12 protein-coding genes and 1 pseudogene are annotated in these 10,388 nt (G+C 70.5%); 6 read left to right on the forward strand and 7 right to left on the reverse strand.

Features of this window, described 5'->3' with window-relative positions:
• Nucleotides 1-18: 18 nt before the first annotated feature.
• The gene (locus tag MicB006_RS15415; RefSeq protein ID WP_116507002.1) at nucleotides 19-777 is read right to left on the reverse strand and encodes an SDR family NAD(P)-dependent oxidoreductase; all 759 of its coding nucleotides are present in this window, start codon (nucleotides 775-777) and stop codon (nucleotides 19-21) included.
• 14 nt (nucleotides 778-791) lie between these two features.
• Nucleotides 792-1,940, reverse strand: coding sequence for an acyl-CoA dehydrogenase family protein (locus tag MicB006_RS15420; protein WP_116507004.1), 1,149 nt, complete (start codon nucleotides 1,938-1,940; stop codon nucleotides 792-794).
• Between the two features lie 89 nt (nucleotides 1,941-2,029).
• Here MicB006_RS15420 and MicB006_RS15425 point away from each other — a divergent pair, with 89 nt between their 5' ends.
• The 4 genes from MicB006_RS15425 to MicB006_RS15440 are packed head-to-tail and all read left to right on the forward strand — an operon-like array spanning nucleotide 2,030 to nucleotide 3,828.
• Nucleotides 2,030-2,695 (forward strand): TetR/AcrR family transcriptional regulator, encoded by a 666-nt coding sequence (locus MicB006_RS15425; protein WP_116511456.1) that lies wholly within the window; start codon nucleotides 2,030-2,032, stop codon nucleotides 2,693-2,695.
• A 48-nt stretch (nucleotides 2,696-2,743) separates the two neighbouring features.
• On the forward strand, nucleotides 2,744-2,998 hold the full coding sequence (locus MicB006_RS15430) for a hypothetical protein (protein ID WP_192900243.1): 255 nt from the start codon (nucleotides 2,744-2,746) through the stop codon (nucleotides 2,996-2,998).
• Between the two features lie 45 nt (nucleotides 2,999-3,043).
• Nucleotides 3,044-3,247: a zinc ribbon domain-containing protein gene (locus tag MicB006_RS32775; RefSeq protein ID WP_116507006.1), complete on the forward strand. Its 204-nt coding sequence runs from the start codon at nucleotides 3,044-3,046 to the stop codon at nucleotides 3,245-3,247.
• Nucleotides 3,190-3,828 (forward strand): hypothetical protein, encoded by a 639-nt coding sequence (locus MicB006_RS15440; protein WP_152037842.1) that lies wholly within the window; start codon nucleotides 3,190-3,192, stop codon nucleotides 3,826-3,828. The genes MicB006_RS32775 and MicB006_RS15440 overlap by 58 nt, the downstream gene beginning before the upstream one ends.
• Nucleotides 3,829-4,308: 480 nt before the next feature.
• Here MicB006_RS15440 and MicB006_RS15445 read toward each other — a convergent pair whose 3' ends face one another.
• Complete coding sequence (locus tag MicB006_RS15445; RefSeq protein ID WP_116507010.1) at nucleotides 4,309-4,995, reverse strand: hypothetical protein; 687 nt, start codon at nucleotides 4,993-4,995, stop codon at nucleotides 4,309-4,311.
• 65 nt (nucleotides 4,996-5,060) lie between these two features.
• Nucleotides 5,061-6,065, reverse strand: a complete 1,005-nt coding sequence (locus tag MicB006_RS32340; RefSeq protein WP_225980772.1) for a transposase — start codon at nucleotides 6,063-6,065, stop codon at nucleotides 5,061-5,063.
• Between the two features lie 170 nt (nucleotides 6,066-6,235).
• Between MicB006_RS32340 and MicB006_RS15455 the strand changes: the two are divergent.
• Nucleotides 6,236-6,751 (forward strand): annotated as a pseudogene (locus MicB006_RS15455) (transposase); the annotation flags it as partial.
• A gap of 19 nt (nucleotides 6,752-6,770) precedes the next feature.
• Here MicB006_RS15455 and MicB006_RS32780 read toward each other — a convergent pair.
• On the reverse strand, nucleotides 6,771-6,968 hold the full coding sequence (locus MicB006_RS32780; protein WP_370013456.1) for a P1 family peptidase: 198 nt from the start codon (nucleotides 6,966-6,968) through the stop codon (nucleotides 6,771-6,773).
• On the opposite strand from MicB006_RS32780, the gene MicB006_RS32025 reads away from it, so the two are divergent.
• A complete protein-coding gene (locus MicB006_RS32025; protein WP_192900367.1) occupies nucleotides 6,946-7,254 on the forward strand; it encodes a hypothetical protein in 309 nt (102 codons plus the stop codon). The two genes, MicB006_RS32780 and MicB006_RS32025, sit on opposite strands and share 23 nt — an antisense overlap.
• A 259-nt stretch (nucleotides 7,255-7,513) precedes the next feature.
• Here the strand turns inward: MicB006_RS32025 and MicB006_RS15465 are convergent, their stop codons facing one another.
• Both MicB006_RS15465 and MicB006_RS15470 read right to left on the reverse strand, forming a co-directional pair.
• Entirely contained in the window at nucleotides 7,514-9,580 is a 2,067-nt protein-coding gene (locus MicB006_RS15465) for an amino acid adenylation domain-containing protein (protein WP_116507012.1), read from the reverse strand.
• The gene (locus tag MicB006_RS15470; RefSeq protein ID WP_161565930.1) at nucleotides 9,568-10,344 is read right to left on the reverse strand and encodes a thioesterase II family protein; all 777 of its coding nucleotides are present in this window, start codon (nucleotides 10,342-10,344) and stop codon (nucleotides 9,568-9,570) included. The genes MicB006_RS15465 and MicB006_RS15470 overlap by 13 nt, the downstream gene beginning before the upstream one ends.
• Nucleotides 10,345-10,388: the final 44 nt, after the last annotated feature.

Raw genomic sequence — 10,388 nt, forward strand, 5'->3', positions numbered from 1 at the left:
CTGGTCCGCCGGCGCGCCTCAGCGCGCGCCGCCGTTGACGTACAGGGTCTGTCCGCTGACGTACGACGCGTCGTCGCTGGCCAGGAAGGCGATCACCGAAGCGATCTCGGTCGGCTGGGCGACCCGGCGCAGCGGGGTGTGCTCGGCGACCGTCCGCTGATGCTCCTCCGGGCTGCTGCCGACCCGCTGCGCGGTGGCGGCGGTCATCGCGGTGGCCACGTAGCCCGGGGCGACGGCGTTGACCGTGACGTTGTACGGGCCGAGTTCGATGGCGAGGGTGGCCGTCAGGCCCTGCACCCCCGCCTTGGCCGCCGCGTAGTTGACCTGGCCCCGGTTGCCGAGGGCGGAGCGGCTGCTGAGGTTGACGATCCGGCCGTAGCGGGCCGCGACCATGTGCTGTTGGGCGGCCTGGCAGCAGAGGAACATGCTGGTCAGGTTGGTGGTCAGCACCGCCTCCCAGTGTGGCAGGGGCATCTTGAACAGCAGGTCGTCGCGGGTGATGCCGGCGTTGTTCACCAGCACGTGCAACCCGCCGTACGCCTGCACCACCCGGTCGGTCATCGCGGCCACCGCCGCGGGGTCGGTCACGTCGCAGCCGATGCCGACGGCCCGGCCGCCGGCCGCGGTGATCTCGTCGGCGACCGCCCGGCTGCGCTCCTCGTCGAGGTCGACCACGGCGACGGCGGCGCCCTCGGCGGCCAGCCGGTGCGCGGTCGCCGCGCCGATGCCCTGCCCGGCACCGGTGACGACGGCCACCCGGTCGGCGAATCTGGTCACGGTTCTCCCCTTTGCTAGAAGGCGTTGACGCCGGTGAGCGCGCGCCCGATGAGCAGCTGCTGGATCTGGCTGGTGCCCTCGTAGAGGGTGGCGACCCGGGCGTCGCGCAGGTACTTGCCGACCGGGTACTCGTCGATGTAGCCGTACCCGCCGAAGACCTGGACGGCGTTGTTGGCCGCCCGGACCGCTGCCTCGCTGGCGAAGAGCTTGGCCATCGAGGCCTCGGTGGCGAACGCCTCGCCCCGGTCCACGAGGTCGGCCACCCGCCACACCAGCAGCCGGGCGGCGGCGGTGTCCACGGCGATGGCGGCGAGCAACTGCTGCACCAGCTGGTGCCCGGCGATCGGCTTGCCGAACTGGGTGCGCTGTGCGGCGTAGCCGACCGCCGCGTCGAGGCAGCCCTGGGCGATGCCGACGCAGCCGGCGGCCACCGACATCCGGCCCTTGGCCAGGGTGGCCAGGGCCAGCCGGAACCCGCCGCCGGCCGGGCCGAGGCGCGCCGAGTCGGGCACCCGGACGGCGTCGAAGCGCAGCTCACCGGTTGCCTGCCCGCGCAGCCCGAGCTTGCCGTGGATCTCCCTCCGGGTGAGCCCGGCGACGTTGGTGGGCACCAGGAACGCGCTGATGCCCCGGTGTCCGGGTCCGCCGGTGCGGGCGAAGAGCAGGACCACGTCGGCCACGGTGCCGTTGGTGATGAACGTCTTCGCGCCGGTGATCAGCCAGTCGCCGCCGTCGCGGGTCGCCCGGGTGGTCAGCGCGGCCGCGTCCGAGCCGCTGTCCGGTTCGGTCAGGGCGAAGCAGCCGAGCGCGGTACCGGCGCAGAGCCGGGGCAGCCACTCGGCCCGCTGCGCGGCGGACCCGTACGCGGCGATGGCCTTGGCGACCAGCCCCAGCGACACCGAGACGATGCCCCGGACGGCGGAGTCGCCCCGGCCGAGCTCCTCCAGCACCAGGCAGTAGGAGAGGTGGTCGCCGCCGGACCCACCGTCTCCCTCGGGGATGGTCAGCCCGAGGAAGCCCAGCCGGCCGAGCTTGTCCACGATCTCCGGGTCGACCGACTCGCGCCGATCCCAGGCCGCGGCGTGCGGAACCACCTCACGGTCGACGAACTCGGCGGCGAGCTGACGAACCGCCGCCTGCTCCGCGGAGAGCTGAAGGTCCATGCGGCATAAACTAGCGCTGCAAGTTTAAGTACGTCCAGACCCGCCTGTGGCAGAGTTGCCGCGGACCACGAGTGAGCGAGGAGGCGCGGATGCCCCGGCCGAGGCAGGCGCTGCTCAGCCGGCAACGGATCGTCGATGCCGCCGCCGCGCTGATCGACGCGGACGGGCTGGAGGCGTTCTCCACCCGCCGGCTCGCTGCCGAACTCGGCGTACGCGGGCCCTCGCTCTACAACCACTTCGCCACCAAGGACGACATTCTCGACGCGGTGGCCGACAGCGTCACCGCCCAGGTGGACGTCTCCTTCTTCGGGCGCCTCGACTGGCGCGAGGCGCTGCGCCGGTGGGGGCACTCGTATCGGGCGGCACTGGCCGCGCACCCGAACATCGTGCCGTACCTGGCCCGCGGGCCGGGCCGGCGGCCGGCGGCGCTGGCGATGGCCGACGCGGTCTACGGCGGGCTCGTCGCTGCCGGCTGGCCGCCCGCGCGCGCGACGCACATCGGCGCGCTGATGCGCTACTTCGTGGCGGGCTCCGCGCTCGGATCGTTCGCCCGTGGCTTCGTCGAGGACCCGGGGTTGTACGAGGAGCGGTATCCGCACCTGACCCAGGCGCACCGGCTCGCCGAGCATCAGCAACGAGTGGACGAGGGCGCCTTCGCGCTCGGCCTCGACGCGCTCATCCATGGGCTCTCCCGCACCTACGAGGAGCACATCGGGCCGCTACCACCCCTCCCGCAAGCCGACCCGGCGCACTAGAGTAAAAACTTGCAGCGCTAGTTTTCGACCATCGTGAGGGACGACGCGATGGATCTCGCACGAACCGACATCGTGGTCAGCCTGAGCGCGCTGGACATCTTCCACTCCGGGCGGACACTGCGTTCCTCGGTGTACGGCTCGTCCGACCCGGACCGGGACCTGCCCGAGCTGGCCCGCGCCGTGCTCGACGGCACCCTGGACCCGGCCACCCTGATCACCGACCGGACCGGCCTGGACGGCGCCGTGGCGGCGTTCGACCGGATGGCCCGCGGCGAGGGCGCCCGTACCGTCGTGCTGCCCTGACCGTCGCTGCCCGCCGCCGCGCCGGGCTTCGACCGCGTTCAGGACATGCTCGGCCTTCGGGCCCGCACCGCCACCTCACCGAAACGGGCACACCGATCCCGCCACCCCTACGTCTTCAAGAGCCTGGTCCACTGCGGCATCTGCGGCCGCAAGATGCAACGCCAGCACTCCCACGGCGTCGCCTACTACCGATGCCGCTTCCCCAGGAGTACGCCCTGGCCAACAAAGTCGACCACCCCCGAAATGTGATCATGCGGGAAGACGTGCTGATCACACCGCTGGACACCTGGCTCATACAAGGCTTCGGGCCACTGCACCGGCGGAACACCATCACCACGCTCCTCGACCAGGCCCACACCGGCACGCCCACCGCCGCCCCGACGGCACTCGAAGGACCCACAATCGCCGAGTGCGACGCCAAACTGGCCCGCTACCGGGCCGCACTCGACGCCGACGCCGACCCAGGCGTCGTGGCCGGCTGGATCGCCGAAACCCAAGCAGAACGCGAACACGCCGAACGGCACCAGCACACGCCAGTCGAAGAGAAGACCAACGTCCCTGCCCGCTACAGCGAGGAGCAGATCATCGCCGTCGTCGAGGAACTCGGAGACCTCGTGGCCGCCCTACGGAACGCACAGCCGGAACACAAACTGGAGGTCTACCGCAGCCTCGGGCTGCACCCAGCGTACGACCCGGAAACGCGAACGGTGCGGGCAAGTGTTGACCTTGCCGCGCACCGTTGGGATTCAGTTGGTGTCCGAGGGGCCACACGAACCAATGCCCCACCGCCGATGACGATCGCCAAAACCCTAAAGCTCACACAAGTCTAGGTGCTCCGGTGACCTCTTCGAGCCCCCAGAGGTCACCGGACAGGAAGCCCTGGTCAGAGGGTTGCCGGTGGATTCGAGTCTCAGCTGCCGGAATCCTACCGACTCCGCCTCGTCGGATCCCCGGAGGCGTACGCCGATTCAGCATGCACTTCAAGCCGTGTTGGCCGTCACCTTCGGTGACGGCCAAGCAACCCGGTGCGGTGCCGATGCCACCGTTGATGTCGGTCATTGATGTCACGTCGCCCCGCGCTGCCGCTCCCTGCCCCCGCCGGTATGAATCCCGTCGGAGGGAGCCGGGTACATCCTGTTGATGAGTGAGGCTCCATGCCGAGCAGCGCTAGTGGCCGTCTGTTGCCCGCCGTTCATCAACAGCCATCCACACCCGCCGTCGAGACCTTCGCTGCCTCCTTGCTGCTTCAGCCTCGGCCAGACAACGCTCCCGAGGCCCCTTCTCAGAACAGATTGTGGCGGCCGGGCCTGCTAAAGCACTGCCGGGAGCTGCTCGACATAGCACATCGCCGCGTGAGGCTCGACTACTCGCATCGCCTCTTCGGCATCCGTCTCAGTGAGGAAGACGCCGAGGTTGTGTCGGCTACGGCGGCCGTCCCGCTCGGTGACTGCTGTCAGCACGTGGACGTAGCGGTATCGCTCACGGCGTTCTCCTTCAGGCAGCCCGGTGAGGAACGCCTGCGCCACCTCCTGTGGGGAGGCGATGTCGAACTCGCCGCCGACCCCGGCAAGCGGTGTGACCGGCCAGAGCGGGTCGTAAGCGTCGAACGTGTGGAAGAACGAGGGCTGCATGGGCGACAGCTCACCCTCGCACCATCCGACGCCCCCGGTGACGACGTAACCCGTCACCCCTTCGCTCGCTAGCACAAGCACCCGTAGATACTCCGGACGAGGGTCGTAGTAGTCCGCGATGCCGTCGTAGACCCGGGCGGCCTCCTCCTCGGTCGCGCACCAGATCACCAGGCCGCGGTACAACTCCTGGATCTGCACCGCCTCGACAGGACTGAACAGCACCTCCAAGGTCGTCGGGAGCCGTTCGTACACGTCGGGCATCCGGTCCGACCGCAACAGCAGCTGACTGTGCGTGGCCGAGTACGAGTACAGGTTCACCTCCCGCTCGGTGCGGAACAGCTCCGCGCCCGGGGCGGAAGTGCTCATCCTGGTGAAGCCACACGCGCGACGTCATCTCGCCACTCTTGGACAGCCAGCGAGAGACGTCAAGATCAGACCGCTCGGGTGCTGCCCATGCGTCGTTCTCCGACGGCCCGCTCAGCAATCTCCGCCGATCCGCTCGCCGGTGATGGTGCCGTCCGGGTCGAGACGGTGGGCCAGCTCGTCCCGGCAGGTAGTGACCGCTCCGATGATGTCGACCAGCGGGCGCTCAATTCTCGCGTTCTGCACCGGCGTGAAGTCGGGCGGGAAGCGCCCCGCGGTGAGGAACTTGGAGGCTTCGAAATCGTACTGGCCGAGCAAGCTCCAGCCCGCTTGCACGTCGACCAGGCCGTCATGCGAGTGACCCGCAGCCACCCGGTGCACTGGTCGGAGAAGTTGAAGGGAAGCGTCACGGGACGGCGGCCGATCGCCAGCCGCTTGAGTTCGGCAAGCCAGCGGTCGAGGGTATGCGCCAAACCTCGGTACCGGCCACGGGCGGCGAAGTTACCAACGTCCGGTACGAGGATGCACTCGAAACGGCTGGTGCCGAGCTTCAGGATCATGTGGCCGCGGGCCTCGTCAGTTAGCTCCACGGTCATCGGCACCTGCACGCCGCACTTGGCCAGCACGGCGTGCACCTCGGCCTTGCACAGGCTGCGCACGGCGACGAGCTTGGCGCGGTGACGGACCAACTCCCGCAACTCCCGCGTCGCCGGCGGGGCGATCCACCCCTGCGCGAGGCGACCCATCCGCAGCAGATCGGCCAGGTCGATGGCGTCGCGGACATCGTTCTTTACCCGCCGGTACTCGAATGCCTTGACGCCCAACGGGTGCGCCAGATGCACCCTCGCGCCGGCCGCCTGCAGCGCGTCCACCGCCCAGTACCAGCCGTAGGTGGCTTCCAGCACCACCTCCGGCGTCTGCCCGGCCCGGGCGACCACGTCGGCCAACCGGTCCGGGTCGTTGACGATCCGCACGCTCTCCAGCACCTCACCCGACTCCGTCATCCGCACAATCACCGAGCGGCGCCGGTGCAGGTCGATACCCACGAACTGCTGTCCCGCATACCCTTCCACCAGGGGCCTCCTTCGTCGTAGACGTGAGCACTCCCAGCATCCCGCCGGGAGGTCACGAGGAGCGGAGGCCCCGCTCCTTCATCGCATCAGGCAGTCGCCGGGGACTGTGGATCTAACGGTGTTTCCGGCCTGACCCGCCGGGCGTAGTACCCGGTGAGGAAGGTGCCGTGATGACCGCGACACTGAACGATGTGACTCCACGGAAGAAGAGGCCTGAGCCGTCGGCGGAGGAGCAGGCCGCCGTCGAGCTGGTCCGGCTGGCCAAGGAACAGGGCTTGTCGCTGACCGGCCCGGACGGGCTGCTCAAGCAGCTGACCAAGTCGGTGCTCGAGACCGCGTTGAACGAGGAGATGACCGAGCACCTGGGCTATGAGAAACACGGTCCGGCCGGTGCGGGGTCGGGCAACATCCGCAACGGCACCCGGTCCAAGACGGTGCTGACCGAGGCGACTGGTCATGTCGAGATCGACGTGCCCCGCGACCGGGCCGGCACCTTCGAGCCCCAGATCGTCAAGAAGCGGCAGCGCCGCCTGTCGGGCGTCGACGAGGTCGTGTTGTCGCTGTATGCCAAAGGCCTGACGACCGGGGAGATCTCGGCGCACTTCGCCGAGATCTACGGCGCTTCGGTCAGCAAGGAGACGATCTCCCGGATCACCGACAAGGTGATCGAGGAGATGACCGACTGGTTCGCCACCACCCAGTCGATCACGCCACAATGGGCGGCACGACGGCATGCGAATTGGTCAGCACCACGGGCAGGTCCAGCAGACCAGCCTCCTCGACGAACGCCGCACCGGTCATCTCTCCGTTGCCGTTGAGCACCGACGCTCCGGCAGCACACGCCGAGCCCACCCCCGCACGACCTCGCGGCAGGATCACCGTGCAGGAGGCGACGGCTCGCATCGCTGACCTGGTCACCGGCTGGGCGCCCAGTCCCACCGAACGGGTCTCCGCTATCGCGCACACCGTGGCCGAGCAGCGGACGCTGTGGTCGTCTGGAGAGTCCCGCCTGACCCTGAGCGGTTACTGGCAGGACCTGGGCCTGCGGCCGGAGTCCGAACGCCAAGAGTGGCCGCGCCGGTTGGACGAAGTGTCCGCGAACCGGCTGGACGACGTCGTCCGGCGACACCTGTCCCGCTCGCCGGACCTCACCGTGGTCCTCAAGCAGGAGGAGCCGGTCGATGCGTAGTCTCAACGCCCGTCACCACCGTGCAGCGCTCAACGGGTTCCTCACGGTGGTGCCGGCACCCTGATTGATCACCCCCGGATGGCTGCACTACGCGTCGGATGCCGGCGCATCGACAAGCAGCTGTTCCAGCCGTGCCCGGCGCTGCGACAGCGGCATGTCCAGCGCCTGCCCCCGGTGTCTCCGAGGTGGTCGTGAGCCGGACACTCGCGTACCAGCCGCGGCAACACCGGGCCACTGCCGCTGCCTCTGCGGAAGCGTCTCAGCGGACCCGGCGGCGCGCCGACGGCTCCGGCAGCGCGGCCCGGTCGACCTTGCCGCTCGTGGTTAGCGGCATCGCGGACACCTCGACGTACCGCGACGGCACCATGTGCTCGGGCAGCCGGTCAGACAGGTACTCTCGCAGCGACGCATCCGAGAGATCCTCGTCGGACCCTGTCGACGCCCGCACGAAGTAGCCCACGAGAAGGCCTGCGGTCCCCCGACGGTGCAGGGTCACCGCGGCGCCGCCGATCGCGGGATGAGCGCCGAGGACGGCCTCGATCTCGCCCAGCTCCACCCGCTGGCCGCGCAGCTTCACCTGGTTGTCCCGCCGGCCGACGAAATGCAGGTTGCCGCCCGCGTCCCACCAGACGAGGTCGCCGGTACGGTACAACCGCTGGCGCACACCGTCGACGTCCCGCTGCACGAAGGATTGCGCCGTCAGCTCCGGGCTGCCGATGTAGCCGGTGGCGAGACAGACGCCCCCGAGAAACATCTCCCCCACCGCGCCGACCGGTGCCAGCCGCCCGGCGTCATCGAGCACGTGCACCACCACGTTCGCAATCGGCGCACCGATGGGCACGTCCGGACCGGGCTCGGGCCGACGACACCGCCAGGCAGTCACGTCAATCGCCGCCTCTGTCGGCCCGTACAGGTTGTGCACCTCGGCGTCCGACACGGCGGCCAGCCGGTTCACCAGGCTCGGCGCCAGCGCCTCACCGCTGCAGATCACCCGTACCAACGAGTGGCACTCGCCCACGTCCGGCTCCGCGAGAAAGAGGTCCAGCATGGCCGGCACGAAGTGCACCGTGGTCACCCGTTCGCGGCGGACCAGATCGACGATCTCCGTGGCGTCCCGGTGGGCCTCCGGCGGCGCGACGACCAACCGGGCACCGGTCATGAAGGGCCACAGCAGTTCCCAGAGCGACACGTCGAAGGTCGCCGGGGTCTTGTGCAACACCACGTCGTCGGTAACCAACCGGTAGGCGTCCTGCATCCAGGTCAACCGGTTCACCAGGGCCTGGTGCGGCACCTGCACACCCTTAGGTCGACCGGTCGAGCCTGAGGTGAACAGGACGTACGCCGGGTCGAGCGGATCGATGACCGGGCCCGCCCGCCGCCAGTCGACCGCAGGCCCGTCGCACCCGCCACCGGTCAGCCGGATCAGCGACGCCAGGTCCGCGTCGCGGAGAGCGGCCGCTCCGGCGTCGCTGGCCAGCACGGTACGCGCCTTGGCCGTCTCCAGCATGTCCCTGAGCCGCGAGGCCGGGTGCCCCACCTCCAGCGGGAGGTACGCCGCGCCGGCCAGCATGATGCCGAGCACCGCGGCGACGCTGTCGGCGGACCGTTCGGCGCAGAGCCCGACCACGTCGCCTCGGCCTACCCCGGCGGCCCGCAGGTTGCCGGCGATCTCGGCCGCCCGGTCGAGATGGTCCGCGTACGTCAACTCACCGTCGGCCCAGCGGAGGGCGATCCGCTCGGGCGTGGCCAGCGCCTGCCGGCGGATCAGCTCAGGCACGGTCGCCTCCGGCAGCGGCCGCCGCGCGCCGGCGAACGACGCAAGCAGGGCCCGTTCCGAAGGGCCCACCGGATCGATGGCGGACAGCGGCCGGTCCGGTGCCGTCACCAGGCAGTCGATGAGCAGGCGCAGCCGGTCGGCGAGCAGGGCGGCGTCGACCATGGCGCCGGGCACGCGGAGCCGCCAGGCCTGCCCCCTCTCCCCGATGCGGAGCACGAGGCCCGGTGACGGGCCACTGTCGTCCGCTGCCGCCTCGACCACGACGGCGGTTTCCCCGACCGGCAGGTCCCAGTGGGCCGGGGCGGCGGCGAGCGCCGCCGCCAAGGTGGTGTCGTCGCTGAACGGCAACACCCGCCAGCGCTTCCGCCCCACATGCACCGGGACTGACGGGCGCCGGGTCAACCGATAGGCGAGGGCGGCCCCCACGGCGCCGAGCGCCTGTTCCGGGCGCAGGCCGTGTCGCCGGGCCAGCAGGGTCAACCCGGCCGCGCACTCCGGGTCCAGCAGGCGCGGTCGGACGTCGGTCGTGGACGGGTTCAACAGTTCCACTGGACACCTTCCGGGGCGGTTGCAGGGGAGTCTGTCCGGAGCGGCCCTGCCGTCGGTCGGTCGCCGTGCCCGCCCGCCGGCCTGTCGGCGTGCCCGACCTGGCAGTCCTCGAGCAGGGCGGCCCGGACCGCGACGAAATCGTCATGGAGGAAGAAGTGACCACCCTCGAAGAGCCGAACCTGCGCGTCGGGGGCCAGGTCCAGCCAGGAGGCCAGGGCCGCGACGGGCACCACCGGGTCGACGGTGCCGCCGTACACCGCGACCGGGCAGGGCAGGGGCGCGTCCAGGGTGGGCTGGTAACCATTCAGCAACGCCAGGTCCCGGCGGAACCGCTGCAGTAGCATCGCGCGCACGTCCGGATCGGTGAACGCCTCTTCGGGCGTGCCGCCGAGGAGCCGGAGGAAGTCGATCACGTCGCTGTCGGGCGCCGCCACGAGGGGCGCCGCCGAGACGCCGTGGCCCGGCGCCGCGGCGCCGCAGAGAACCAGCCGCCGGGGCAGCCGACCGCCCCGGCGTGCCACGTGCCGCACCGTCTCGGTGGCGATCAGCGCGCCGAGGCTGTGACCGAGCAGCGCCCACGGACCGCGCAGCTGACCGACCTGCGCGGCGAGCGACTCGGCCCGGGCGGTGATCCCGCAGGTCTCCCCGGTGCTCTCGGCGATCGCGTCCCACAGCACGGGGCGTACCGCCACGCCGTCGGCGGCGAGCGCGGCGACCCACCGGTGGAAGACGATGGGACTGCCGCCGGCGTGCGGAACACACACCAGGGTCAACACCGGAGGCCGCGCTGGCGCGCCGCCAGCCCAGC

This window comes from Micromonospora sp. B006, assembly GCF_003408515.1.
Lineage (GTDB): Bacteria > Actinomycetota > Actinomycetes > Mycobacteriales > Micromonosporaceae > Micromonospora > Micromonospora echinospora_A.

Coding starts and splice junctions, on each gene's coding strand:
- MicB006_RS15420 (WP_116507004.1), bottom strand. CDS start 1,940: ATGGACCTTCAGCTCTCCGCGGAGCAGGCGGCGGTTCGTCAGCTCGCC.
- MicB006_RS15425 (WP_116511456.1), top strand. CDS start 2,030: ATGCCCCGGCCGAGGCAGGCGCTGCTCAGCCGGCAACGGATCGTCGAT.
- MicB006_RS15430 (WP_192900243.1), top strand. CDS start 2,744: ATGGATCTCGCACGAACCGACATCGTGGTCAGCCTGAGCGCGCTGGAC.
- MicB006_RS32775 (WP_116507006.1), top strand. CDS start 3,044: ATGCTCGGCCTTCGGGCCCGCACCGCCACCTCACCGAAACGGGCACAC.
- MicB006_RS15440 (WP_152037842.1), top strand. CDS start 3,190: ATGCCGCTTCCCCAGGAGTACGCCCTGGCCAACAAAGTCGACCACCCC.
- MicB006_RS15445 (WP_116507010.1), bottom strand. CDS start 4,995: ATGAGCACTTCCGCCCCGGGCGCGGAGCTGTTCCGCACCGAGCGGGAG.
- MicB006_RS32780 (WP_370013456.1), bottom strand. CDS start 6,968: ATGCGAGCCGTCGCCTCCTGCACGGTGATCCTGCCGCGAGGTCGTGCG.